This is a genomic window from Ktedonobacter sp. SOSP1-52 (assembly GCF_016587395.1).
Genome location: NZ_BNJH01000007.1, coordinates 1 through 24,365 on the forward strand (window position 1 = coordinate 1; position 24,365 = coordinate 24,365).

At 52.2% G+C, this 24,365-nt stretch carries 20 protein-coding genes and 6 pseudogenes; 9 read left to right on the forward strand and 17 right to left on the reverse strand.

Features of this window, described 5'->3' with window-relative positions; all coding sequences use genetic code 11:
* Positions 1-50: 50 nt before the first annotated feature.
* The 3 genes and pseudogenes from JMJ16_RS49405 to JMJ16_RS49420 all read right to left on the reverse strand — a co-directional run bounded on the left by JMJ16_RS49405 (position 51) and on the right by JMJ16_RS49420 (position 1,939).
* A complete protein-coding gene (locus JMJ16_RS49405; RefSeq protein WP_201393680.1) occupies positions 51-485 on the reverse strand; it encodes a transposase DNA-binding-containing protein in 435 nt (144 codons plus the stop codon).
* A 103-nt stretch (positions 486-588) separates the two neighbouring features.
* Positions 589-1,165, reverse strand: a pseudogene (locus tag JMJ16_RS55460) (ISNCY family transposase); the annotation flags it as partial.
* Positions 1,166-1,228: 63 nt separating this feature from the next.
* Positions 1,229-1,939, reverse strand: coding sequence for an IS6 family transposase (locus JMJ16_RS49420; RefSeq protein WP_201393589.1), 711 nt, complete (start codon positions 1,937-1,939; stop codon positions 1,229-1,231).
* A 149-nt stretch (positions 1,940-2,088) separates the two neighbouring features.
* Here JMJ16_RS49420 and JMJ16_RS49425 point away from each other — a divergent pair, with 149 nt between their 5' ends.
* Complete coding sequence (locus JMJ16_RS49425) at positions 2,089-2,634, forward strand: hypothetical protein (protein WP_201393683.1); 546 nt, start codon at positions 2,089-2,091, stop codon at positions 2,632-2,634.
* 429 nt (positions 2,635-3,063) lie between these two features.
* Positions 3,064-3,781: pseudogene (locus JMJ16_RS49430) on the forward strand (IS6 family transposase).
* 718 nt (positions 3,782-4,499) lie between these two features.
* Here JMJ16_RS49430 and JMJ16_RS55465 read toward each other — a convergent pair.
* Both JMJ16_RS55465 and JMJ16_RS55470 read right to left on the reverse strand, forming a co-directional pair.
* The gene (locus tag JMJ16_RS55465; protein WP_236602091.1) at positions 4,500-5,177 is read right to left on the reverse strand and encodes a hypothetical protein; all 678 of its coding nucleotides are present in this window, start codon (positions 5,175-5,177) and stop codon (positions 4,500-4,502) included.
* A complete protein-coding gene (locus JMJ16_RS55470) occupies positions 5,131-5,829 on the reverse strand; it encodes a hypothetical protein (RefSeq protein WP_236602092.1) in 699 nt (232 codons plus the stop codon). The genes JMJ16_RS55465 and JMJ16_RS55470 overlap by 47 nt, the downstream gene beginning before the upstream one ends.
* 34 nt (positions 5,830-5,863) lie before the next feature.
* On the opposite strand from JMJ16_RS55470, the gene JMJ16_RS49440 reads away from it, so the two are divergent.
* Positions 5,864-6,160, forward strand: a complete 297-nt coding sequence (locus JMJ16_RS49440) for a hypothetical protein (protein WP_201393684.1) — start codon at positions 5,864-5,866, stop codon at positions 6,158-6,160.
* A 379-nt stretch (positions 6,161-6,539) separates the two neighbouring features.
* Here the strand turns inward: JMJ16_RS49440 and JMJ16_RS49445 are convergent.
* Positions 6,540-7,328 (reverse strand): annotated as a pseudogene (locus JMJ16_RS49445) (IS5 family transposase).
* A gap of 110 nt (positions 7,329-7,438) precedes the next feature.
* On the opposite strand from JMJ16_RS49445, the gene JMJ16_RS49450 reads away from it, so the two are divergent.
* The gene (locus JMJ16_RS49450; protein WP_201393685.1) at positions 7,439-8,542 is read left to right on the forward strand and encodes an aminopeptidase; all 1,104 of its coding nucleotides are present in this window, start codon (positions 7,439-7,441) and stop codon (positions 8,540-8,542) included.
* Positions 8,543-8,969: 427 nt separating this feature from the next.
* Positions 8,970-9,662: pseudogene (locus JMJ16_RS49455) on the forward strand (IS6 family transposase); the annotation flags it as partial.
* A 111-nt stretch (positions 9,663-9,773) separates the two neighbouring features.
* On the opposite strand, the gene JMJ16_RS49460 reads toward JMJ16_RS49455, so the two are convergent.
* The 5 genes from JMJ16_RS49460 to JMJ16_RS49480 all read right to left on the reverse strand — a co-directional run bounded on the left by JMJ16_RS49460 (position 9,774) and on the right by JMJ16_RS49480 (position 12,824).
* Complete coding sequence (locus tag JMJ16_RS49460; RefSeq protein WP_201393686.1) at positions 9,774-10,490, reverse strand: IS6 family transposase; 717 nt, start codon at positions 10,488-10,490, stop codon at positions 9,774-9,776.
* 41 nt (positions 10,491-10,531) lie between these two features.
* Complete coding sequence (locus tag JMJ16_RS49465; RefSeq protein ID WP_201393687.1) at positions 10,532-10,723, reverse strand: hypothetical protein; 192 nt, start codon at positions 10,721-10,723, stop codon at positions 10,532-10,534.
* A gap of 35 nt (positions 10,724-10,758) precedes the next feature.
* Positions 10,759-11,097, reverse strand: a complete 339-nt coding sequence (locus tag JMJ16_RS49470; protein WP_201393689.1) for a hypothetical protein — start codon at positions 11,095-11,097, stop codon at positions 10,759-10,761.
* Positions 11,061-12,014, reverse strand: coding sequence for an MFS transporter (locus tag JMJ16_RS49475; protein ID WP_201393691.1), 954 nt, complete (start codon positions 12,012-12,014; stop codon positions 11,061-11,063). The genes JMJ16_RS49470 and JMJ16_RS49475 overlap by 37 nt, the downstream gene beginning before the upstream one ends.
* A gap of 183 nt (positions 12,015-12,197) precedes the next feature.
* On the reverse strand, positions 12,198-12,824 hold the full coding sequence (locus tag JMJ16_RS49480; RefSeq protein ID WP_201393693.1) for a hypothetical protein: 627 nt from the start codon (positions 12,822-12,824) through the stop codon (positions 12,198-12,200).
* A gap of 461 nt (positions 12,825-13,285) precedes the next feature.
* Here JMJ16_RS49480 and JMJ16_RS49485 point away from each other — a divergent pair, with 461 nt between their 5' ends.
* Positions 13,286-14,647 carry a GNAT family N-acetyltransferase gene (locus tag JMJ16_RS49485; RefSeq protein ID WP_201393695.1) on the forward strand — a complete coding sequence of 454 codons (1,362 nt, stop codon included), beginning with the start codon at positions 13,286-13,288 and terminating at the stop codon, positions 14,645-14,647.
* A 165-nt stretch (positions 14,648-14,812) separates the two neighbouring features.
* On the opposite strand, the pseudogene JMJ16_RS49490 reads toward JMJ16_RS49485, so the two are convergent.
* Positions 14,813-15,623: pseudogene (locus JMJ16_RS49490) on the reverse strand (IS6 family transposase).
* A 372-nt stretch (positions 15,624-15,995) separates the two neighbouring features.
* Between JMJ16_RS49490 and JMJ16_RS49495 the strand changes: the two are divergent.
* Positions 15,996-16,871 (forward strand): DUF6585 family protein, encoded by an 876-nt coding sequence (locus tag JMJ16_RS49495; protein ID WP_201393697.1) that lies wholly within the window; start codon positions 15,996-15,998, stop codon positions 16,869-16,871.
* 191 nt (positions 16,872-17,062) lie between these two features.
* On the opposite strand, the gene JMJ16_RS49500 is transcribed toward JMJ16_RS49495, so the two are convergent.
* The 5 genes and pseudogenes from JMJ16_RS49500 to JMJ16_RS49520 all read right to left on the reverse strand — a co-directional run bounded on the left by JMJ16_RS49500 (position 17,063) and on the right by JMJ16_RS49520 (position 21,932).
* Positions 17,063-17,746, reverse strand: a complete 684-nt coding sequence (locus JMJ16_RS49500) for an IS6 family transposase (protein ID WP_374229187.1) — start codon at positions 17,744-17,746, stop codon at positions 17,063-17,065.
* Positions 17,747-17,763: 17 nt separating this feature from the next.
* Positions 17,764-17,960, reverse strand: a pseudogene (locus tag JMJ16_RS49505) (IS6 family transposase); the annotation flags it as partial.
* Between the two features lie 73 nt (positions 17,961-18,033).
* Positions 18,034-18,882 carry a hypothetical protein gene (locus JMJ16_RS49510; RefSeq protein ID WP_201393718.1) on the reverse strand — a complete coding sequence of 283 codons (849 nt, stop codon included), beginning with the start codon at positions 18,880-18,882 and terminating at the stop codon, positions 18,034-18,036.
* 441 nt (positions 18,883-19,323) lie between these two features.
* Positions 19,324-20,472, reverse strand: a complete 1,149-nt coding sequence (locus tag JMJ16_RS49515; RefSeq protein WP_201393720.1) for a hypothetical protein — start codon at positions 20,470-20,472, stop codon at positions 19,324-19,326.
* A 17-nt stretch (positions 20,473-20,489) separates the two neighbouring features.
* Positions 20,490-21,932: a hypothetical protein gene (locus tag JMJ16_RS49520; protein ID WP_201393722.1), complete on the reverse strand. Its 1,443-nt coding sequence runs from the start codon at positions 21,930-21,932 to the stop codon at positions 20,490-20,492.
* 363 nt (positions 21,933-22,295) lie between these two features.
* On the opposite strand from JMJ16_RS49520, the gene JMJ16_RS49525 reads away from it, so the two are divergent.
* Both JMJ16_RS49525 and JMJ16_RS49530 read left to right on the forward strand, forming a co-directional pair.
* Entirely contained in the window at positions 22,296-22,943 is a 648-nt protein-coding gene (locus JMJ16_RS49525; protein ID WP_201393724.1) for a DUF6789 family protein, read from the forward strand.
* A 270-nt stretch (positions 22,944-23,213) separates the two neighbouring features.
* On the forward strand, positions 23,214-24,359 hold the full coding sequence (locus JMJ16_RS49530) for a serine/threonine-protein kinase (protein WP_201393726.1): 1,146 nt from the start codon (positions 23,214-23,216) through the stop codon (positions 24,357-24,359).
* The last annotated feature ends 6 nt before the right edge of the window (positions 24,360-24,365 follow it).

The following is a 24,365-nucleotide window of genomic DNA, read 5'->3' on the forward strand; positions in this document are numbered from 1 at the left end:
CTGGCTTAGGCTTCCCAATGGCACCTACCTGGCGCATCCAGACATCGGTTTCACGCTCTTTGCGTTTGAGCCGTGATGGCGTTGTTCCCCTTTGGTGCTGCAATGCGCACAAAGGTTCTTGAGCCATACAGCCAAGCACTTCCTTGGTAGGGGACGCACCAGCAAGCACTGTTTGCACGCGCGAAACCACGCCCACGTTCATTGCCAATTTGCCCTGTCCCACTGATCTTGTGGCGATGCGACAGATCGATATCGGTGGTATCTTGTACCAGCAACATCACTGCAGAGGATGCAGCTTGTTCCCTCGTCTGTTGAACATGCGGCTGCATCAAGGCAGCAAAGGTCACGTCTGGCTCGTTGAGCAAACGATACAAGGCTTTTGCCCCTTTCCAGTCGTGCATTTGAGCAGGCAGCGAACCCAGAGGGTTCTCCGCCAGGTTGCTGGCTGCCTGGATGGTGCGTCTCGTTCGGCGGCTATCGTGCAATTGGACGTTCCCAAAGGTGTGCTCGGCCCAACTCTTGGCGTCTCATACTTCTTGCGTCTTCATTCTTGATTCTATCACTTCCTAAATGTGGGTAAGAATCAGGCTTCCAAGCGGGGGTGTGCTCCAGCACCTGGCGTTCCTCAGACACTTTGCCGGCTGCCGGATCGCCACCAGCTTGACCCCTGCTGCCTGCAACGTGCTCGACGTCTGGGCCGAATGCACTCCCGATCGCCTGCCACCAGATGAGGGGGATGCCCAAGACCTGCTGATGATGCGCTACCGCCTCGATCGCCTGCCCATGCTCATGAGGATGCTCCAAGATCTCATAGCCGGTCACAATCCCTCCCTCCACGCGCGTCAAGGATGACATGTCGACCTGAACTCGACCAGTGCTCCTCCTTTGTGGCGAGGATGGCTCGCGTGTGCGGCTCAAAGAGACTGAGTACCTTCTGCTCTGAGGGCGCCTTCTTGCCTTCGAGCACCCGGCTGCGCGTTTGCGCCATGACGCGCTCCACCAGGGGCAGCATGTGTTGGGCCTGCTGCACAAGCCGCTTGGACTCAGACTCGCTCTGCTGACTGAGCGCCTTGACCACGCGAGTGGTCTGCCGCACCATCTGCTCTGTCGTCTTTCTCAATTTTTGGTACAACTGCTTTTGCTCGGCCTCTTTGGCTTCTCCTTTGGGCTGTGTTGCAAAGATTTACGAGGGAAGACAATGGGCGTGAAGTCTCATTTCTTGTTGCGCTTAGGCAACCAGTCCAAACAGGCTGGCAATGAAGGAAATCTGTCCAGGAATGTTCCCTTTTTCCACCCCATGCATCTGTCCCTTGCGAATCATATGCATACTCTCGTATCCCTGTAAGGTATACCATGCCGTTTCAAAAGAAAAGAAGCCCAATCCCGGTTTCACCAGCCGTTTGATGAACCGGTGATCTTGTTCAATCAGGTTGTTGAGATACTTGCTCTGCCGCAGTTCACAAGGACCTGCAAGGGTCCCCGCTGCTTTCAATTCGTTGAAGGCTTTGGGAGAGGCCGCGTTTTTGTCAACGGTGATGACGCGGGGAGTTACCGTATAGGAGGCTCCGAGCGCTTTCGCGAAAAAGCTCTTGGCGGCTGGTGCATCGCGGGTAACACTCAGATGGAACTCCAGCGTCTTTCCCTGAGAATCCACCGCGCGGTACAGGTACATCCAAATACCTTTGACCTTCACATACGTCTCATCTACCCGCCAGGAATCATTGCTGGATTTGAGATGAGGCCGACAGCGCTTCTCCAGTTCGGGAGCGTAGCGCTGCACCCACCGATAGATCGTGGTGTGGTCCACCTGGAGACCCCGCTCCCGCATCATCTCCTCCAGATCCCGATAGCTTAACGCGTATCGTAAATACCAGCGGACGCAAAGCAAAATAATCTCCGCCTCAAAGTGACGCCATTTGAAGGGCTGCTGTTCTGCCATGGTAGACGCTCTTGTGTTCTTTTTCCCACCATTCTGACAGATCAGCTTTCTTTTTGCAACACAGCCAAACGTTCAGATCTCTTTCAGGAAAAGCTGGTAATCTGGGTAAGAAAGCCTTGCTTTGACCAAAGAAAGAAGGAGAAATAGATGTGTTTCCGACGTCCATATCCTCATCTCGCTGGACTCTCGTCCCTCTTTTCAACATGTTGGGCTTGCTTGCTGATCGCACTGCTGTTCATAAGTTGCTCTTCCCCCAACACGGGCATTCCAAACGCCACTTCAACGGAGGCATCGGGAAGTCCACACATCACTGCCACCGCACCCGCGAGCATTCCACAGCTAACCTCAACAATAATCACGAGCCTCGCGCCGGTGACGACACCTCTGGCTCCGCCTCCCAGGATTGCACCACCAAGCCCCCACCGCAGCAGCAGCACCTCGACAGCCTGGGCTCCAATACCAATGTGCGTTTAGTCGGGGGTGGAGCGTTCTGGATCTATGACGGCTTCTATCAGAATGTTCTCCACCTGAGCCAGTTTGGCCCTGATCAGAGATGGCCAATGACGAAATGGGTCGTTGAAGTCGGTCCAAACACTTCTCTGCCGGTCACGTTGCGCCTGCGAGATAGACAGACGAAAACACTGGCCTGGTGGACCGATGGCCAGACTCCCCCAGAGCAGCCACTCAGACGCTGATCCTGAACCCGCTCACAGATACAGGGGATGTCGGCTCCGTACCCGGCGTACCAGACATTCCACATGGCTCATCAGGTCCCGGCTGGTCGGAATGGGGGCTCTTCCCCGTTTTCTCCACTGCTGGTTGTTACTCCCTGGAGGTGAGTTGGTCTGGCGCTTCCTGGCAGAGCATCATAGCTGTCGGGAGCTAGCATTGGGTCAAGAGACCTGCTGTAGAAGCAATTCAAGCAACTCGCACGCAAAGGAATCGCAGACGCGCTGCTTGAGCTCGCTTGCCATCAGCAGCCGAGCCGGTTCAACAGTGGCGCGTTTGCCATGAACCCATTTGGGCTCAATGCGGTTGAGCCAGGGACTCTTGGTAGGCAACCAGCACGGGATAAGGTATTGTCAACTTGGGAAAGTAGCTGAACAATGTGCGAGAAGAGCTGCATGAAAACAAACACCCCTGCTCCAAGCGACAAAGGCTTTCGCTTCCCACCTGAAATCATCAGTCACGCTGTGTGGCTCTCTTTCCGCTTCTCCCTCAGTTTTCGCGATGTGGAAGAGCTTCTGGAACAGCGCGGCATCGTCGTGAGCTTTGAAACCGTGCGGCAGTGGCGCTTGAAGTTTGGGCAGACCTACGCCAACGCACTGCGCCGTCGCCGTCCGAAAACGGGAGACACATGGCATATGGACGAGGTGTACCTGAAAATCAATGGCAAAACCCATTATGTGTGGAGAGCTGTTGATCAGTACGGCAACGTGCTGGACATCCTGGTGCAGAGCCGAGGCAACAAGCAGGCGGCCAAAACGTTCTTTCGCAAGCTCCTCAAAGGGTTGCACTACGTCCCGCGCGTGATCATTCCCGATACATTGAAGAGCTATGGAGCAGCCAAACGCGAGATCCTGCCTGGCGTGGAGCATCGGCAACACAAAGGCTTCTGCCAATCGAGCGGAAAACTCCCATCAACCGACGCGACGACGAGAGAAGAACATGCGGCGCTTCAAATCAGCCAAACACGCGCAACGCTTTCTTTCGGCCTTTGGACCCATCACTGGACATTTCCAACCACGAAGACATCGTTTGTGTGCAGGGGAGTACCATGCTCTTTTGCAGGACCGATTTCAGACCTGGAATGAGGTAATTGGAGTCAAGCGGATTGCATAACCACACAGACTTCCTCACCTCTCATTGTTCTTCTGGGGCTCTCTTCCTTACAGCTCATCAATATTCCCTTTTTTACAGATAAGTTGACAATACCTGCCAGCGCAAGGACGAGAAGACGCCCTGAGAAGCCAGGCGATTTTTCGTAAGCGGGACCATCTTCTGAGGCTCCGAATGCTTGATGCCTGATTGAGCCATGCATGGGAGGAAGCACAGGACGAGCTCTCGTCGTAGCAGGCGGATACTCTGGGAATAAGTTTACATGTTGCTTTTATATACAGATTTTGGAACCACCTTTGATCAGACTGCACCGGGATACATGTCATGCCTTTCTCCCTATGGAGAATGCGATACAACACGCTTGCCCACAGCAAGAAGAACGATGTATACTGCTAAGAGCACTATTGGATGTCGCGCAGTTCCTTATGCAGATTGTAACAAAAACAGTGAAGGTTGAGAGGTTCGCCATCAACTGGCGAACGTGCATGATACACCATGACATATTGCGCGAGAACCAGATACTCTGAGAGTTCTGAGCTCAAGTTCCCGCTAGGCGCTACAAGCTAGCTCAGCACTTTTCCAACCAAAAATAGCCCGGTTTCTACCCTCAAAAAGCACACGAAAAGAGAGGTTCCCGCGAATTACTCTCTCAAAGGACTTCTCAAGCCTCGCGGAAACTCCGGCATCTAAATGCTCTTGCTCCCGAGTTAGAGGGGTGTAACTAAATCATAGGTAGAAGTCCCTTATTGATAGAAATAGTTCGACTGAAAGCACGTACATTAATAATCACATAAATGAGCGTATTGAGATTGGCAACGGAGCGACGATTGTGGACGCGGGGACGTTCGATGCCCAATTCTTTGGCCTGACTGTTGATGTGTTCGCAGCTCGTGCGTTGGGTATAGATAGCCTTATAGAGCGGGCTGCAGCGATCTAAGAGCACACACATACCTCCACCAGCTTCCCAGTTGGGATCTTTGTGGCTACCCTGTCCATGATTGGATGAGAGCCGTTCACAGGCCTCTCCAGTTAGGGTGGGAAGGAGGAGGGAACAGCCAAAACGCTGAGCACGATAGCCGTTGGTATGCTGAAATCCAAAGCGAGGTATCATGCGCAAGCCTTTGGCACATCGAGGAGTCTCGTCAGGATCACGTTGCATTTCAGGATAATCATGTCCATTCTTAGAAATGGTAGCAATACCCCCATGACGAGCAGCCGCATCGTAGACATACCAGGCATCAAAGGCCGCATCGGCGGTGACATGGGTGGGGAAGGCTTGTAACGCAAGTGCAGCACGCTGGTAGAGGGGGCGAAAGGAGGTCACATCACCTTCGTTAAAGGGTTGAGTGTATTCAGTCAGGACCACATCGCCGTAGTCGGGGATGGTGATAGCGGCCACGCCAGACCCGTAGCCCCAGAGCAGCTCCTTTTTTTTCTTTGGTGGTGCCGTCAGTCTGTTCCTGATTGGTGCTGCGCTTGACGCCAAGCCTGCAATCAGGATCACCGGCAAGCACCTGCTGCTTGTCAAAGCGTTCAGTGATGTAGGCATGCAGGTTATTCTCTTTCACCCAGGAGTAAATGTGCTTCACATCAAAGGCGACCGTTTCGCCCAGGCCGGGGATTTGCGCCTGTAATGCCTTCACCGTTGCCTGAAGGAGCTGTTGCAGGAGCGACGCATCGAGGGTGCGCAGTTTTTCGCCAAACCAGTAACGAGAGGGAAGCGCCTTGTGCGCATCAAAGTCGTAGGGAGCCAGAGGATCAAGCTCGAGATGGAAACCCAGCTCCATGATGAGAAGCGGGTGCTTGAGCAGAATGTGCCTCAGTTGTGTCGAGTAGATGAGACCTTCACGAATGCGAACAAGGAAGGCTTCGATGTAGGCCGTTTCGGGATGAAGAGGCGGACGCCGATGCGAGGAACACTGACGCTCCCATTGCTCAACGAGGGACCAGTCGAGCAAAGCAAAAAACTGGCGATAGTCTTGGACCACTGGATCATGATCGAGAAGGGCGGTGAGAATCGTCTGGTCAAAAAGATGAGAAACAGGTATCATAGCCAGGGACTCCTTTGCTGAGGGAATTGTGGTTATGACTACGCTGCAAAGGAGCCTTTCTTCTGTCAAGCGAAAGGGACGCTTTTCGCGAAAACAGGCAAAGATTTCGATTGCTGATTTACTTGCTCCTGTATTGAAAGAAAACAGAGACGATCAGCCGTCGACGAAAAGGCTGTTTTGCACTCCTGATTTACTTGCACCTTCGCTTAAGGGATTGGAACAGGTCTGGTGCAGTGGATATGTTAGAAGCGGCTTCATTGGCCTGGCACTGCTTGTCATCGCACTGCTGATCTCCAACCTGTTCGATAAGCCGAGCGACGCACGACAGTAACGCGGAGGACACTGCAAGGTCCAGCCGCCGATGGTGCCAACGAGTGCATAAAATAAAAGAGTGCGGAAAATGGCGGCGAGGAGCGCCAGGGCCGATCCCTGCTCCCATTCCTCTGCGTAAGAAGAGCAATGTTCGCGAGGTGGAAGAACAAAGAGCTTCTTCCACCTTGGCCTGAAAGGGGGCGCAAGAGGACTTCCGCGTTGCGCCCCCTTTCCCAAAAGATCCTGCTTAGTACTACAGCCCCACTTAGCGAGGTATGTATGTTACGAAGTGGCCTCGTAGGCTTCTTCTTTGTAGAAGGCTTGTAACGTGGCAGTGAGCGTGTGGAGCCACCCCACGTTTTAAGTGGAGCTGTAGTATTAGAACTTGTTTGTAAAGGTCATTTTCTTGCCAAGCGTCGGATCATCAAGCGAGTCATGGCAATGTAGATCATAGCTTCGCTGCTTTCTGTCAGCGTTTCATAGTCCTTACTCAAGCGACGACATTGGGTGATCCAGGCAAAGGTTCGTTGCACCACCCATCGCCTGGGCAGGACAACAAAGCCTTTCTGATCATCGCTACGTAGCACGGGCTGGAGAAGAAAGTGAAAATGCAGCATCACCCATTCGAGCAGATGGCCGCGATAGCCACCATCGACCCAGATGCGCCGGAGCTTTTTGCACGCCCCACCCAGGGGCTTGAGCAGCAGTTTGGCTCCTGCGGCGTCGGACATTGAGGCTGCCGTGACCACAACGGCCATGAGCAAGCCCAACGTATCGACCAGGATATGACGCTTGCGACCCTTGACGTGTTTGCCTGCGTCATAGCCACGGATACCAGGCCCCTGTGTCGTTTTCACGCTTTGACTGTCCAGGGCACCTGCGGGTGGATGCTTGTGACGACCAACTCGTCGACGAACCTGAGCACGCAGTGTCTCATGAATTCGCAGCCACGTCCCATCGCGACGAAACGCGCGAAAGTACACATACACGCTTTGCCAAGCGGGATACTCTTTGGGTAGCATACGCGCACTAGCATCCTGTCACAACCACGTAGAGGATCGCGTTGACGACGGCTCGCATGGTAGGGTTCTGGGTCTTCCTCCCGGCTTGGCTGCTGGGATCAACGCTTTGATACAATACCATTGGGCATCCGTCAGATCTGTGGGATACATTTGGTTTGCTTTCATATCCCAAGTCTATCTCACCTGACTGGTTGCCCCTTTTCAAACTGGCTCTTAGCAAAACTTGCCTTTGAAGGCAGGTATTATCGATGGAGCATAGACAAAGGAGCGTATTTATGGTTGATATTCGTTTACAGCGCATGGCACGCCTACTTGTGACCTATTCGCTGCAGGTTGAAAAGGGAGACCGCCTGGCTATCATCGCTGGTCCTGTGGCCGCCCCGATCATTCGTGAAGTCTATCGTGAAGCCATACGAGCAGGAGCACACCCTGAACCAATGATCGATCTGCCTGGCATCAGGGAGATCTTGCTGCAAGAAGGGAGCAACGAGCAACTCCTTTTTATCCCCTCTGCACGACGCATGGCCTTCGAGCAATACGAAGCGCTCCTCATGTTTTTCTCCGCAGAAAACACCAGAAGTCTGAGCAGTGTTGATCCTGCCCGTATGGCCGTATCACAGCAGTCCATGACCGAATTGAACAAGGCACAAACGCAGCGCTCCGCAGAGGGAGAACTCAACTGGTCCATTGCCATGTTCCCCACGAATGCTTACGCTCAGGATGCGAATATGTCTCTGAGCGATTTCGAGGACTTCGTGTACCGTGCCTGCTTCCTGGATGATGAAGATCCAGTCGCGCGCTGGCAAGAACTTGCCGCTCAGCAAGAACGTTTTGTTCAATGGCTCAAGGGAAAGCATACAATCCATGTGCGCGGCCAGGATACTGATCTGACGCTTTCCATTGATGGTCGCACGTTCATCAGCGATCATGGCCTGAAGAACCTTCCTGGTGGTGAATTCTTCACCAGCCCAATCGAGAACTCCGCTAACGGTTACATCCGCTTCAGTTTCCCTGCCACGTTCGGTGGTCGCTCAGTTGAAGATGTGCGCCTGCGCTTTGTAGACGGCAAGGTCATCGAAGCTACAGCGACACAAGGGCAGGACTACCTTGACAAAATTTTGGCGCTGGACGAAGGTGCTCGTCGCCTGGGTGAATTTGCCTTCGGCAATAACCACAATATTGATCGCTGTACCAAAAACATTCTCTTCGACGAGAAGATGGGTGGTACTATTCACCTCGCATTGGGTGCCGGTTTCCCTGAGGCTGGTGGCAGCAACCAATCGGCCCTGCATTGGGATATGGTCTGTGACTTGCGCCAGGGCAGCGAAATCCATGTTGACGATGAACTCTTCTGTAAAGATGGTCAATTCCTCATCTAACAACAGGGCAGGAGGCGAGAGATCTGGCTCACCGGTCTCAGATAACGTCTTGTTGCGTCTCCGTGGCAACTAGCATAAGTTTGGTGAATGATGGGTTTATTAGGTAATGGCTCTATTGAGAAGTGTATGATGTTGCGTCATCGTCATCTTAACTGGGTAGCGACTTCGTGTCTATCTCAGCAGGAAGAGACTTCTAGAAAAGGGAACATGGGATAGAATCGAGGCAGAAAACGGTTTTAGCACTCCTCACATAGGAGGAAGAGAACAATGGGTTCTGTCAGAACTGAGAACACAGAAGCTCATCATGGAAATCGAATGCTGAGGATATTGCGGTCTCTTGCGAGGAGGTTGCTTGTACCGATGTCTTGATACTGTCAACTTGGCTATTGGCTTGACCAGAAAACAAATCTTGTGACAGAGTGCGAGCATGAAAACAAACACCACTGCTCCCGACTACAAAGGGTTCCGTTTCCCTTCTGAGATTATCAGCCACGCGGTGTGGTTGTATTTCCGCTTCTCACTCAATTATCGTGATGTTGAGGAACTTTTGGCCCAGCGAGGGATCGTCGTAACCTATAAAACAGTGCGCCAGTGGTGCCAGAAGTTTGGGCAAACCTATGCCAATGAACTGAAACGCCGTCATGGAAAGCGAGGAGACAAGTGGCATTTAGATGAGGTCTTCCTCAAAATCAACGGGAAAACCCACTACCTGTGGCGGGCGGTTGATCAGGATGGCAATGTGCTTGATATCCTCGTCCAAAGCCGGCGCAACAAGCATGCTGCCAAAAAGTTCTTTCGTAAATTGCTCAAAGGCTTGCACTACGTGCCGCGGGTTATCATTACCGACAAACTCGCTAGTTACGCCGCCGCCAAGAGGGACATCATGCACAGTGTCGAGCACCGCCAGCATAAGGGCTTGAACAATTGTGCGGAACGTTCGTACCAACCAACCAGGCAACGAGAGCGCACCATGCGACGCTTCAAATCCCCTGGCCATGCGCAATGCTTCCTCTCTGCGTTTGGTCCGATCTCCGATCATTTTCGGCCCAAACGCCACAGTCTGAACGCCTCAGCGTATCGAGTCCTCATGCAGAATCGCTTCCAGGTTTGGAATGAGGTAACCAGCGGGAAAACAGCGGTATTGTCAACTTACTGCTCGAAGAGGACCATATTGCTCAAACCAAGCTTCTTGAGAAGGAAAAGAACAGAGATGGCTGGGGAAATGACCTGGTTATACAATGTTCTTTCCATTGGTAACCCCGTTCCAGACCTCAAATCGCTCTTGCATGAGGGCTCGATACGCTGAGGCGTTCAGACTGTGGCGTTTGGGCCGAAAATGATCAGAGATGGGACCAAAGGCGGAGAGAAACCGCTGCGCATGACCGGGGGATTTGAAACGACGCATGGTCCGTTCACGCTGCCTCGTCGGTTGGTACGAACGTTCCGCTCGATTGTTGAGGCCTTTGTGCTGACGATGCTCGACGCTAGGCATCGTCTCTTTCTTCGCTGCTGCATAACTCGCTAGTTTGTCGGTGATGATGACACGTGGAATGTACTCGAGGCCCTTGAGCAGCTTGCGAAAAAACTTTTTCGCTGCTTTTTTGTTGCGCCTGCTTTGCACGAGAATATCAAGCACGTCGCCATCTTGATCGACAGCTCTCCACAGATAGGATCGTTTCCCATTGATGGTCAGAAACACCTCATCCAAGTGCCATTTGTCTCCAGATCGAGCACGTCGCCGTTTGAGCTCATGAGCATAAGCTTGACCAAATTTCATGCACCACTGTCTGATGGTTTCATACGATAGAAGCACCCCACGTTCTCCCATGAGTTCCTCGATATCGCGGAAACTGAGAGAAAACCGGAAATAGAGCCAGACACAATGGCTGATAATGATGGGCGGAAAACGGTATCCTTTGTATGGAGAAACGGGGCTGTTCTTTTTCATGAGAACATTCTATCATACCGTTCAGCCTGTTTGTGACTACTCTAATCAACTTGACAATACCCGTAGGGTTCCCCACCGCGCGACCCATAGCGGGCATAGAGAGCCGAGAGATCAAGTTGGGCCACGCTGTCTACCACGAAGCGGGCCAAATGGTCGGGTGGCAGACAGTCGCCCAGCCGCACCGTCAGATCGAGCGCCTGGTCGTAGTCCACCTTTTTAAATGTTCTACTCATGTTCTCCAGTCTCCACAAAAATGGGGCCCGGCCAATCAATCACCTTGGGGCGCTTTCGCCTCTGGCACGTAGCGCTCTGCGTGACCAAGCGGTGTCAACCAAAAGGCGAACGCAACGAGAAAGACCAGCAAACCAACACATCCGTAGACCAAGCCCACATTCCCAGTCTGTGCAAGTGCCAGGCCGCCGAGCAGCGCACCCAGCGCGCCGGTTGGCCAGGTCAAGACTCTGATGAAGGTGATGACGCGCCCAAGCAACGCGTTGGGAACGATACGTTGGGTCATGCTGTAGGTACTGATCAGAAAAAGTACGTCTGTCCCGCCGCGCAAGGCCCAGATCACAAGGACAGATGGATACCAGTGAGTGAATGCCATGAGTGAGGTGAGCACCCCAGGACCATCATCGATCCTAACGCGACGACACCAAACGACCAGCGCTTGCGCAAGCGGTTCGTCAGCAGGGAAAACACCACCACACCGATCCCGTCGCTCGCATACAGCAACCCTAATTGCGTATCGCTCGCCCGCAGCCAGTGTTTCGCGTACCACACGATTTGGACATCAGCCGTTGGCAGGATGAAGTTGAAAAGGAGCAGCAGGAGCGTGAGCCAGAACACTATCGGGGAGCGCAACACGTAGTGCAGTCCTTCAAGGATCGCATTGCCGATTCCTGCCTCTCCTTTCTGCTCGCTGGCATTAAAGCTCCTCTTGATGAGCAAGAGCGAGGCAGCAGAGACGAGAAACGAGGCAGCATCAATCAAGAGTAATAGGGGCAGTGGAACATGCACGAGCAAGAGCCCTGCCACAAGCGGCCCGATAATGCTGGCTATGGAGAAGCTAGCCTGAATAGACCCATTCGCCGCGATTAGGTCATCCGGCTCAACAAGACTGGGAAGAGCAGCAAAGTTGGCGGCAGTGAAACCAATGGTCAACGTTGCATTGACGAATGAGACAATGTAAATCCACCAGACCGACGACAGGCCCAGGACCGCCAGGAGAGGAATCGAAGCAATCACCAACGCACGGGCACAATCAGTGCCAACCATGACGCACCTGCGATTGGTGCGATCCACCCAGGCACCGATTGCTAATCCGAAGAGGAGATATGGCAGGACAGTAAAAACCATCGTCAGCGCAAGATTCAGAGGCGAGTTGGTCAATTTGAAAACGAGCAAGGGCAATGCGAAGCTCGTCACTGAGCTGCCAAGCGTAGAAATGGTCTGTCCGCTCCAAAATTTCCAGAAATCGCCTTGGAAATGTCGGAGAGGTGCATGAGCAAAGAAACCAGGCATAAAGCTCTCCCTCGTGAGCCGAACGTGCTTGAGGGAGTATCAATGTTCCTGTCCCTCGCTCCGATTATACTTTGCTTTCAGCATGTTTCCAACGCTCTTTCTATGCTTACAGCATAGGTTTGCTGTCAGGTATGCTCTAAGAAAAGGAGAAGAGGCACGCTCCCACTTCTCTCCGACAAGCTGCTAGGAGAGGTCCTCGATACAGCCAATCCTCGAGGGGAGCAAACGCAAGGACGTGCAGGCATGATTTCCCGCACGTCCTTGCTTACAGCTCTCGGCTCCGCCATCCCCGCTTGTCCCCTTCTCTGGCTTACACACTCTGCACCGGCAGAGCACATGCGGTGTACCGCCTGGACACACCAAGGTTCCGCAGAGCGCGAGCCTCCTTCTCCTGGCCACGCTCTCAGCACGCGCCATAAAGAACAGGGCCGTCACCACCGCGTCTTGCTCCCCTGCTCGTCTCCGACACCACAAAAGCAGCGACTCCCCCGGCTCCAGCGCAAATGACAGCGCGACCTCTTCCCCCTCGGCTGGCGAATAGCGCGTGACCTCTGTTCGGTCATTGATCCCAATCAACTGCACCTCTGTCTGCTGCACACGCACTTCATAGGTCCCCGCCATAGCCAACTCCCTCACCACGCCTTGCACTTCCCCCGCCGTCTGATCCTCGCGTCGCAGCACGCGCCATCCAGCGTAACGAGGCTGGCGCACAGGCTCGTGCCAGGCCAGAATCCCCTGTTCGCGCTGCTGATCCAACCACGAGAGATCCCAGCACTGGCCTGAGGGTAACGCCACCACATAGCTGGTCATAGCAGGGTCCGCCTCCAAACAGAAAAAGACCTCATGATTCGTCACTCATGCAGGTTCACGTTCGAGCTGTTCTGCCTCGACTTGACAGCCCCTGACCTTATCTCGTAGAATCACGGAGATGCTTCTACTACAGCTCCATCGTGGGGCACGGCACTCTATGATCAAGAAAGGCAGAAGAACTATGCAGCTATCACCTCATACTGCACCACGCCTCTCTCTGGTCATGTTCTCTCTTCCTTCCCATCACCATAAACCCACTTCCAGCTTGGCCCAGAGGATCATTGTGTCCATTTGCAGATAAGGGGTCTTCCTGGCTTTCGGATCACGTTCCCGCACCTCGCATGCACATGAGATGCAATACCTTCCGCCCTTCACGGCCTCGTCATATCCTTCGCATGTTGTTGCACGCTACGAGGCACTTGTTGTCTCATCAACCTACACGCAGCAAAAAGGAGAATCCTATGCACACCGCTCACAGTAGCTCTTTTCGTCGTGATTTAGGCGATGGACTGGTGCTCCACTGGTCAACTGCCGAAGATACCGAACGCATCGCGACCCTGCACGCGCTCGTTCATCGTGAGCGAGCTGACGCTCCACCCAACGCCCACTATCTCAGGCACATTCGGAGATTGATGAACGGAGACTATCCCCTGATGGGGCCACGGGATTTCGGCATCATTGAGGACACGAGCGAGGAAGGCAGCCCGGTGGTGGCCTCCACCTGTTTGTGGAAGCATACCTGGACGTACGAGGGGATCCCTTTCGGGGTTGGTCGGCCTGAAGCAGTTGCCACCCATCCGGCGTATCGGCATCAGGGTCTCATTCGTACGCTCTTTGAGATGATTCACGCACGTAGCGAGACCGAAGGCGACCTTGTCCAGGCCATTAGCGGCGTCCCCTACTTCTACCGCCAGTTCGGCTATGAATATGCACTCGAACTGGAAGACTGGCGCGCCACTCCCCTGGTGCTGATCCCCAAAGCGCAAGATGATGAGCCCGAACGCTACGCCCTCCGTGAGGTGACCGCCCGCGATATCCCCGTCATGGAGGAACTCTACGAGCGGCAACAAAAGCACTCCATCGTCTCAGAACGTCGGACACGGAAGCTCTGGCTCTATGAGATCGAAACCTGGAAGAGGCATCCTGACCTCTTGCATACCTTTACCTTCCAGATGATTGTTGATGTGAAGGGCGAGACGGTTGGCTTCGTGGCATGCGATGCCTATCGCCGTGGCAGGGCACTGGGCGTCTGGCTGCTGGAATGGGTCGATGGGGTGAATATGCAACGCGCCATGCCCTCTGTGTTGCGTGCGCTCTCCGCTTATGGTCTGGGCATCAAACCCATCCTGCCTGAGACCGGGGCCTTGCAGGAAATCAGCTTCTCTCTGGGAACGACCCACCCGGTTCACGAACTGCTGGGCGAGGCATTAGATCGTCCCAGAGAGCCGCCTTACGCCTGGTATATCCGTGTGAAGAATCTTCCGGCCTTTCTCCTGCATATCGCTCCCGTCCTCGAACGACGGTTGGCAACTTCGCCTGTCGCGGGCCTGAACCAGGAGATCAAGCTCTCTTTCTATCGCTCTGGCCTGCGCATGGTCTTTGAACAAGGACGCTTGGTAGGCGCGGAAGACTGGCAGCCCCCCGTTTACGGCTCTGCTGCCAATGGCGCTTTCCCTCCCCTGGTCTTCCTGCAAGTCCTCTTCGGTCATCGTAGCATAGAAGCCCTCCGCCACGTCTTCCCTGATGTGTGGGTGAGCGATGAGGCCAGGCCAGTGCTGGGAGCACTCTTCCCTACGAGACCATCGTTCGTGTTATGGAATTAAGTTGCCTTTCAAGAAGTCTTGAGAGACATCCTACCGGGTTGGTCGGTTCTCAACCCGGTGGGACGAATTGGCAGGTCAGTCCGAGGCTTGACCGCAGCAGAAACGGTTGTGTTGCAAGAAATGAGAAGAAACAAGATGAGCGTGGAATGCCTCTCCTTGTTCAGCTTAGACAACAACTCCAAAGAGTCTGGCGACTAGTGCGGCCTGCCTTTGTACATCGCCTTTGTTCACTCCTTGTACCTGCCCCTTCCTCAGCATATTCATCACCTCGAAGCCTTGTACGGTTCGCCAGGCTGTTTCGAAGGAGAAAAAGCCCATTCCTGGCTTGGTCAAGCGTTTGATGAACCGGTGGTCTTGCTCGATCAGATTGTTGAGGTATTTCACTTGCCGCAGTTCCACGTGTTCAGGCAGCACTCCGGCTGCTTTAAGCCCAGCAATCGCTTTGGGATAGGCTGCGTTCTTATCGACATTGATCACTCTTGGGATCATTCTGCGGACCTCAAAACGAGCAGAAGCGGTGGGTTGAACCGCATCCTCTGCCGAGGGATCTTTCATGAGCTCCAGGGGCAAACGGTCTTAAGGGGGAGAACACGTTGTGCGTTGCAAGGCTTTGAGGAAGAAGCCTTTGGCAGCCTCGGCATCCCGCGTTGGGCTCAGGAGAAACTCGAGCGTATTTCCTTCAGAATCCACTGCGCGATAGAGGTACATCCAGACTTTCTTGACTTTGATGTACGTCTCATCGACTTTCCACGAATCATTCCAGGCTTTTAGGTGAAGCCGACAGCGTTTTTCCAATTCTGGAGCAGAGTGCTGAACCCAGCGATAGATGGTCGTATGGTCGATGGATAGGCCCCGCTCCCGCATCATCTCCTCGAGATCTCGGTAGCTTAAAGCATACCGAAGATACCAACGAACACAGAGCAAAATGAGCTCCGCTTCGCGCATGACGCCATTTGAACAGTTTGGCATTTTCCATGACAGGGCCTCTCTTCAGAAAATAAGCCCAAGCTTATCGCATTGGCGTCATCTTTGCAACACAACCGATGATCGAGCAAGAAGAGCAGGGACTCATGGATGGTCGAGTCGGAGATCAGATGGTAGTCATCAACGCATCAGAAAAAGGGATGGATTTATGGCTCAACAAGTTTTCGGCGAATAAATAACCCTTCCTTTATGGAATGTAATGACCAAAAACGTTGTATAATCATTACTGTACATAAAAAACACAATTCTGTCAATGAGGTGCTCCACACCCACTCTCAGGCGAGCGCCGTAGACACGAGAAGTCACGTACATCACTGCTTAGCTGACCTACAGATCTTTTGAAGAATGAAAGGAAATTATGTTGATGGAGACTTCCACATCTGGCATTCCGCAACGAATACAACAAATGGCAACTGACTACAATCTAGGGGCATTTGTGGCGGAATATCCTTCACGGATTGCTTGGTTAGTTACCAGGGCAATCCTCGTAACGATCATACTATTGCCCCTGGTCGCTTTGATAGGTTTTATGCTTCTCTCAGAGATTACTATGAGTATGCGGTATGATGGTTATCGAGATCCTTTTTCTCTTTTTATGTTTATTCTCATTTTCGGTATCTTTGCTCTCTTTTTTATGTTCCTGCTCTTTCTTGTGTGGAAGGATATGCTCATTGGCGTAGGCCGACGCATTTATCTGCATAAGGGAGGATTTGTACTCTCACATTATGGACAGTTCAGATGCTATCCCTGGGAAGAGGTTCAGGAGCTACGAGAATACCGTTTGCCTGCAAACTTTTATAGATATTACGGTCTTCTTGGGCGTCTTCTTGGGGGAATCCTCACTAGGCCTGATTACCGGTGTCTCCTCGATTGCACAGATGGAACAGCAATTCGCCTCTCATCTCGTATTACAGAGAACGTGGATGAGTTCGGCGCATTCTGCTCTGAAGGCATTACCAACACCCAGCTTCCACGCATCTTGCATGGATTTGGAGCAGGAAAGGAATTGTTTCTGACGGATTCCACGCGCATAGACAAAAGAGGTATCACTGGAAGCGCAGCTGAAGGCAAGAGATTCCTATCATGGCAGGAGATAGACCACGCTGAAGAAACTGAGCGGTTTATACGCATCTATACAAGGGAAGAAGTTTCTTTTCCGACCCTAAGCATCTCTACTAAGGATCAACCAAATATAGAACTCATTCTGGCTGTTATCGACCAAATGTGCGAGGTCTCTTAAATCGAAGAGCATATTTGCATCAAAAGTTTTGTCATAGTGACTTGCCTGCTCTTACTCGGAGGGGTATTGTCAACTTGGCGAGAGAATAGAAGAGCTTTTTTTGAAGTGAAGAGAAAATGGGAGGAGAGAGGCGTAGGATTAGAAAGAATGGTTCGCCGTTAGATGGCTGCCTTTCCTCTGGTCACCTCGTTCTAGGCCAGAAAGCGGTCCTGCATGCGAGCACGGTAATCCTCTGCAGTGAGGCGATGCCGTTTGGGCCGAAAGTGATCCAAAATCGGTCCAAACGCGGAGAGAAACCGTTGAGCCTGCCCAGGGGATTTGAACCGCCGCATCGTACGTTCTCGTTGCCTGGTCGGCTGATGTGAGCGTTCCGCCTGGTTGTTTAAGCCCTTGTGTTGGCGATGCTCCACACTTGCCATGATCTCCCTCTTTGCGGCAGCGTAGCTGGCTAGTTTGTCGGTAATAATTACTCGTGGCACGTATTGAAGTCCTTTCAGGAGTTTCCGAAAGAATTTCTTGGCTGCCTTTTTGTTGCGTCGGCTCTGCACCAGAATATCCAGAACGTTGCCGTCCTGATCCACCGCTCTCCATAAGTAATGCATCTTCCCGTTGATCTTCAGATAGACTTCATCTATGTACCATTTGTCGCCACAACGAGGACGGTGACGGCGCAGTTCATTGGCATACGTTTGCCCAAATTTCAACGTCCACTGACGGATGGTTTCATAGGTCAGGATGATGCCGCGCTCTGCCATAATCTCTTCAATATCACGGAAACTGAGCGAGAAGCGAAAATACAGCCAGGTGCAGTGACTGATAATCTCAGGCGGGAAACGGTAGCCTTTGTAATTGGGAGCAGTAGTCATTATTTTCATGAGGCTATTGTAACACAGTGTTCAGCTACGTTCTCAAGTTGACAATACCCTGGGCCCAGCGGTAAATGGTGGTGTGATCCACTTGCAATCCTCGTTCTCGCATGATCTCTTCGAGATCTCGATAACTGAGCGAATACCGCAGATACCAGCGAACGCAAAGCAAAATGATCTCTGCTTCAAAATGCCGCCATTTGAACACGTTTTGCATTGTCAGAACCGTCTTCTTTTCAGCTTTTGGCTCTATCCTATCAGATGTTTTTTTTGCAACAGAACCTGACACATCCATTCTAATCACCTGGACACTTTGGCGCGTTGTCGAGCCAGTAAAGCTGCCCATTGACAGTGCCCTTCGTCCCACCATAAGCCGGATGGGTTTCTGTACGCATCCCACAGTATGCAGCCACAGCCTGGTCGTACGTGTCATAGCCTTCGCTCTTGCCTAGCGTCCCGAGGACACCCACGTTAGGTTGGCCCGCGCAAGGAGGGGGGCCTCCATCCACAAAGTTACAACTAGGCTTCTGCACACCTTCCTTCCCACAGATATAGATGGAGCCACCAGGCTCAATATCGAGCACGTAGATGAAGTAAGGCCCATCCGATTGACATCCTGGAACATCTACACGAGCGTAGTGGGACTTATTTTTCTGCTCACCCAGCTGAACAGAATGGCCACCAGAGAGTGAACCTAACCAACTTGATAAACCCCATGCAAGTAGACCAAGAACTACAGTTGCAGCAAGAGCACCAGTAAGTGTTGCTCCCATTAAACTCACTCCTTCACTCAAACCAAGTCTTTTCAAAATCCATCTGCCAATTGTAGAGAGAGTTCTTCTAACTATGCCTTGTTCTGCTGCAGCTTCCACAGCCGCAGCTTCCATAGCTTCAGTAGCTGCTTCAGTACCATGGGTAATTACTTGAGTTGTTTGCTGAGATTCAACGCCATACTGCTCCATTGCTTCTGTAACTTTTTTTAATCCATTAGCCAACCTTTCTGCAGGCCAAGAAATCCCCCTTCTATTAAGAAACTTAGAAGCCTGACCTATGGTTTCTTGGTTTTGCAGCATTCTTTCGGCTATCTCGTAAGCTTGTCGCGCTTCCTCGCTTAAAGTATTCCAAAAAGGGAAATTTTGAGCCATAGTGCCCTCCTGTTGTAAATGAGGCAGCTCAATGGCTCATGCACAGATTTGGTACTAGTGACGACGTTAAAAAAAGTGCTCTTCAGCTTGTCATGGTTGATGCCGAGTGTGAAAATTGGCCTCATCACCAGTACCTCAAGTGGTCATGAGCCATGTAATTACCAAATTTACCCCTTCCTTTCACTAAGCAAGCATATGGTTTTGTTTTTCGCATGTAGCGGATGGGATCAAGGAGATGCCACTTCCATTCGGCTAGCCGAACGGGGGCCGTCTATCAGGCACCAATACCCAGCTGGGGGATTGGTTGGTGGCGATCTCCGAGTGATTGTCTAACCATCAACTGATCCTTGATAAAGAAAAGCTATCTGCTTCCCCGCTTCGCCTGCCGTGAGATCGACCATGGGAGCAAAGAGCCTTTCTTTCCAATCACCCTATAATCTCTTATGGCTTGCTAGCCGTTACTGCAAGGTCAAGTTCGACATTGACATTTTCAAATCCAGCTCTCTTTAAGGCTTCTGCCATGAGTTTAACATCCTCGTTCGGGAAAAAATTCATGTCGAAGGTTCCACCTGAGCGCAAGATTTTGTAAGCACCCTGGGCGATCTCATCCAATCCAAGTTTGCTAATAAGCAATCTATTACCTACAACTTTATCAACAGTTCCAGCCTCAAATAGAGTGCCGATCATTTCTCCTCTTTCCTTAACAAAATTAGGAATCCCAATACGTGGTGCGTCTATATTTGGATTTACATTAATAGCAGTTGGAGGCTCATGTGGAGCTCCTGCACCGCCAATATTAACGATAACTTCTTCGCCATTTGCTGCAAGTCGCCTGAGCAATGATCTTGCTATAACGATTTGATCTCCTTGAGTACCTTCGGTTGGTAGCGGTAGCTCCTTTTCCGGCAGAGACGATGACGGCTCCTCTGGTGTGGCTGGCGCTGGTGGCTCTACTGTTGTTCCTTTCCCAAGTCCTAATGCACTGGCCGCTCTTCGCACCAGCGACGACACTAGCGTGAAAACCCCAAATACACCTAAAGCCGTGTTTGCTACCTGTTTTCCAGCTTCCTGATAATCACCCTCGTTGAATGCCTCCTGTGCCCCAATAATACCCTCTCCGACTTGGCTAACAGGATTTACCGCGTTAAATGCGCTTCTTACCTTGTCCCCTACTCCAGGCCCAGGTGCATGACTATAAGTATAACCAATCACAGAAGCTAGTAGCGCGCCTGCACCAACCGCAGCAGCGACGGGTGATATTACTGATACCAGTGCTGTTGCTCCTGCCACCAGACCGAAAGGCAGCAACCCTTCACCAACGCCCCATAGAAATCGCCCAGCTTTTGACCACCACCCCTCTTTCGTCTTAGGTGGTTGCTTATTCGGAGTCCATCCAGCAATTGCGCCCAGGCTGAGCAGTACACTGATAAGCACTCCAAGGCCAATTGCCGCCTTTACAGCAGCAGCGATCGTGTCATAACAATCCCGAAGGCTGCCACAGTTATCGGCGTACACTGCTGGAGAGGTCAGCAGCCACAGTATGACACCTCCGCAGAGCCCAGTCGCTAACTGGATGCATAGTCGTCGCATGGCTCTTTCCCCTTCTCCTAGCTGGTTGGCTTTCTTCCTGGCTGCGCCAGTTGCTTTGTCTGCGGGAGAAGAAGAGCCATGATAGCGATCGAGATTCCTATCGTGAGCAGGTAAGGCTCAAAGCTCGCGCTCGGCGTATCAACGAACAGCTTCGCCTGGGTCCAAAATAAATTGATCGCACTCCAGGCAAGCACATAGATGATCAATAGGGCAGCGAGCAGGCGCACCAGAACAGGAACACGAGCTACCAACTGGGTCCAGCTTGTCCAAAAGCTAAAGCGAGGTAAGATCGTGCCTCGCATGATAAGCAGGGACCACAAGAACAGGAAGAAGATCAGACCTTCTCTCGGATCTGTGAGAATACCGCCCAGAACTAACGTCGTGACGCCTGCTGAGACAAGGGCACGAAGGAAGGAAGGGAGCCGCCTCAGCACACCTGGATGCGCATCCGCCTCTTTGAAGCCTCTGCTCAATCGCTCCTCACGCTCTTTGAAAGATGACTTTGCAGATGCCCGGTATGCCAGGACATTGCGTAACACGAACGCCATGACCGCGAACCATATGATCCATTTACTCATTTCTGGGGTTTGCAGATAGTACATGGCCGCTGTAGTGGTATTGAGGCTATACCAACCCCAACCCCAGAAGGTGCGAATCAAGAGCGGAGCTGCCTGTATCCAGGCATACACGAGGCCCCCCTGGATACAGGCCCCGACAGCCACAATTAGCAGAGAAGGTGAGTGGTTCAGCCGGCTCAGCCAGGCCATCAGTGCTTTGGCACACAATGTAGGAATCACCACGAGGAGAGCGAAAATCACATAGCTCAGCAGGTGGGGCACGTAGATGTTCAGCACAGCAGCCTGCGGCATGGCGTACCACTCTGCTAGTGCTGGATTATGAACGTCAAAAGCTGTATGCAGTGTATCTCCAAGAGCGTAGCCAAGGACGGTGGTCAGACCTACATTCATGCTGAAGGCACTGGCTGCCGCCGTTAAGAGCAGGAGCGGAAAGAGTTGAGTAAAAGGCACGAGCATTTCGCCACTCGCGTACGGATTGGGCAGGATGCCCCCATGAGTTATGCCTTCGAGAACGCCAAAGAAGAAGAGCAAGAGTGGTAAGAGTGTTGCAGCCAATGGGATGGTTAACAGATAGTGACCATCACGCCAGATCTCAGAGAGAAGAACCGAAGAGCGGCGAAACCAGATAGGAAGACGAATCCACCAGAGTTCTACGAACGGATTTTTGCTCGGTCGTGATCCAGTTCCTATAACTAAGGGTTGGCTGGGTACAACTGGAGAGACAGGCGGGTCAGATGGATGAAGTGGGGGAAGCGCCTGGTGAGACAATATGTGTCCACAGTGGGAACAGAACTTCCCCAGAGGACGATTCGCAGAGCCGCAACTGTCACAGATAATAGGCGGTCCCTGTTGCTCTGATATATCGGGAGGGGTAAGGGACATAGTAACCTCCGCATGGGTGAATCAAATGAGCTTACCTATCTTGTCTCTTGCGCTCTCTATTCAGCTATATCTACTTGTGCTCACTATACAAAGGCAATAAAAGCTATCTGATCAATTAAATATATGGCTAAATTTCTTCTGAAACATATCATTTTTATTGATACTATGCAATAATATAATGCTTTTTTGATTCTTAATAGAATATTCTCTTTTTTTCAATGCTACACTCGGTTTTTCAGGTAAAATTTGGTTCCCATCATGGTGATAGGTCCTTGATCTCACGATCTTTTGCTCTAGGTTCCCCAGAATGGTATGATGATTACCGTCTGGTTGTATTATTCCTACAACGATAGGAGGAAATGCATGCGCAAAGTAATGACCCTCAAAAGACGCTGGCTCCTCCTGGCTATCTTGCCGCTTGGCAGTGGAATTGCTCTGCTGGTCCACGTCTTGATCCCTATCTCTCTTGGGCTGGCGCTGGTGGTGACAAGCATCCTGAATGTCTGCATGGGCTTGTTCACCTGGCGCAGTCTGGCCACCGAGGCTCGATCCGAGTTGATCAGGCGCGTCAAGGCAGGAGTGGTGGCGGGTCTGCTGGCGACGCTCCTATATGACCTTTCACGGTGGTGCATCGTGACCATCTTTCATGACACCTTCTGGCCGTTCGATATCTTTCCGCTCTTCGGGTATGCGATAGCTGGCCAGGCACTGGCTCCAGACGTTGCTATCACCATTGGCCTGCTCTATCACTATCTCAACGGACTCTTTTTCGCGGTTACGTACGCCATTCTGTTCGCTCCACGTCGGTGGTGGAATGGTATCCTCTGGGCATTAGGGCTCGAGGCGTTCATGTTAGGGATCTATCCAGGGTGGTTGCATATCAAGGCGTTGAACGAGTTTGTGAGTGTCTCGATGGTGGGGCACCTGACCTATGGAACCGTTCTGGGGATAGTCAGTCGGTGGAGTTGGGCCAAGCAGGTGCCTGCAAGACCCGCCAACACACGCGGGTGAAGGTTGCCTTGCCCTCATCTACTACACGCAAAAAACGCTTGCACTCAACCATCATACTATCCCAGGGAACCAACCACAGAACACGCGACATTAAGGAGTATGGAGGTGGAAGATCGACCCACCCGCTATTGGCACGCTTCATGACCAGATGTATTATTGCCGTGAATGCAATGGCGTGGTCGCTCGATGGGAAATACCTTGCCTCTGCAATAGCAGAGGCCATGGTGCAGATCTGTGTGGCAGAGTAGGGAGAACGAAGAGGAGATAGCGATGCCTAATGAGAAGAAAGATGGTCCACCGACGATTGGTTGCTCGGTCGCATGGCTCATTATATTTGTACTCATGGGAGGTATTGGGATATATCTTGAAAACAGCCATACCCATCTAAACCAGATGATGGAATTACTGGTAGGAGGACTTATGCTTCTTGGCATACTTGGTACTATTGCCGCCGTATCGATGACCTTTGATGCTATTAAGGCAAAACCAGCAAAAGCTCTACCAAAAGAACCAGCAACTCCACAAAAGAAAGAGCAAAAAGTAAAACTCACAAAAACTCCATCGGAAGAATTCGCCCCTCCCTCTGCGCACACTACTGGCTTGCTTTCTCCTCACTCTTTGCTTGATAAGCACTATCAGATCATTAGCCGTTTGGGGCAGGGAGGAATGGGAGCCGTCTATAAGGCTGCCGATATCAAACTAGGCAACCGGCCAGTGGCGGTCAAGGAAATGAGCCAGCATGGGCTGGACTCCCAGAAGGTCACGGAGGCCATTGACGCCTTCAAACGGGAGGCGCTGCTGCTGGCTCGCCTGCATCATCACCACTTACCGCATATCTACGATCATTTCGAGGAGGGTGGGCGCTGGTATCTGGTGATGGACTTCATCGAAGGGGAAACGCTACAGGAGTATCTCGAGACAAGGGGTGGACAACTGCCCGTGAGGGAGGTGCTGGACATCGGCATCCAGTTGTCTAGTGTGCTGTGCTACCTGCACCAGCAGCAGCCTCCTATCATCTTCCGTGACCTCAAGCCCGGCAATGTTATGCGCACCCCTGATGGCGATCTCTACCTGATTGACTTTGGCATTGCCCGCCACTTTAAGCCGGGACAATCCAAGGATACCGCCGCTTATGGAACCATAGGCTATGCCGCACCAGAACAATTTGGCAAAGCACAGACCACCCCTCGCTCTGACATCTATAGCTTGGGGGCAACCCTGCACCAGCTGTTGTCAGGGGACGATCCCACGGAGAATCCTTTCCAATTCGCACCGCTTACGGGTGCTGGCATATCTGCTGAGCTGAGCACACTGATTCTGAGCATGGTGAAGACAATTGAGAATGAGAGGCCAGCCAATATGGCGGATGTAAAACAGGCATTGCAACGGATCGCTGCTCACCCGGCGGGAGGGTAGAGAGTG

Excerpts from the sequence above, each read along its gene's own strand:
- JMJ16_RS49495 (WP_201393697.1), top strand. The coding sequence starts at position 15,996 with ATGGAGACTTCCACATCTGGCATTCCGCAACGAATACAACAAATGGCA.
- JMJ16_RS49470 (WP_201393689.1), bottom strand. The coding sequence starts at position 11,097 with ATGGCATTCACTCACTGGTATCCATCTGTCCTTGTGATCTGGGCCTTG.
- JMJ16_RS49465 (WP_201393687.1), bottom strand. The coding sequence starts at position 10,723 with ATGAGTAGAACATTTAAAAAGGTGGACTACGACCAGGCGCTCGATCTG.
- JMJ16_RS49520 (WP_201393722.1), bottom strand. The coding sequence starts at position 21,932 with ATGTCCCTTACCCCTCCCGATATATCAGAGCAACAGGGACCGCCTATT.
- JMJ16_RS49480 (WP_201393693.1), bottom strand. The coding sequence starts at position 12,824 with ATGACCAGCTATGTGGTGGCGTTACCCTCAGGCCAGTGCTGGGATCTC.
- JMJ16_RS49440 (WP_201393684.1), top strand. The coding sequence starts at position 5,864 with ATGACTACGCTGCAAAGGAGCCTTTCTTCTGTCAAGCGAAAGGGACGC.
- JMJ16_RS49525 (WP_201393724.1), top strand. The coding sequence starts at position 22,296 with ATGCGCAAAGTAATGACCCTCAAAAGACGCTGGCTCCTCCTGGCTATC.
- JMJ16_RS49420 (WP_201393589.1), bottom strand. The coding sequence starts at position 1,939 with ATGGCAGAACAGCAGCCCTTCAAATGGCGTCACTTTGAGGCGGAGATT.
- JMJ16_RS49485 (WP_201393695.1), top strand. The coding sequence starts at position 13,286 with ATGCACACCGCTCACAGTAGCTCTTTTCGTCGTGATTTAGGCGATGGA.
- JMJ16_RS49530 (WP_201393726.1), top strand. The coding sequence starts at position 23,214 with ATGCCTAATGAGAAGAAAGATGGTCCACCGACGATTGGTTGCTCGGTC.
- JMJ16_RS49515 (WP_201393720.1), bottom strand. The coding sequence starts at position 20,472 with ATGCGACGACTATGCATCCAGTTAGCGACTGGGCTCTGCGGAGGTGTC.
- JMJ16_RS49475 (WP_201393691.1), bottom strand. The coding sequence starts at position 12,014 with ATGCCTGGTTTCTTTGCTCATGCACCTCTCCGACATTTCCAAGGCGAT.
- JMJ16_RS49460 (WP_201393686.1), bottom strand. The coding sequence starts at position 10,490 with ATGAAAAAGAACAGCCCCGTTTCTCCATACAAAGGATACCGTTTTCCG.
- JMJ16_RS55470 (WP_236602092.1), bottom strand. The coding sequence starts at position 5,829 with ATGATACCTGTTTCTCATCTTTTTGACCAGACGATTCTCACCGCCCTT.
- JMJ16_RS49500 (WP_374229187.1), bottom strand. The coding sequence starts at position 17,746 with ATGAAAATAATGACTACTGCTCCCAATTACAAAGGCTACCGTTTCCCG.
- JMJ16_RS49450 (WP_201393685.1), top strand. The coding sequence starts at position 7,439 with ATGGTTGATATTCGTTTACAGCGCATGGCACGCCTACTTGTGACCTAT.
- JMJ16_RS49510 (WP_201393718.1), bottom strand. The coding sequence starts at position 18,882 with ATGGCTCAAAATTTCCCTTTTTGGAATACTTTAAGCGAGGAAGCGCGA.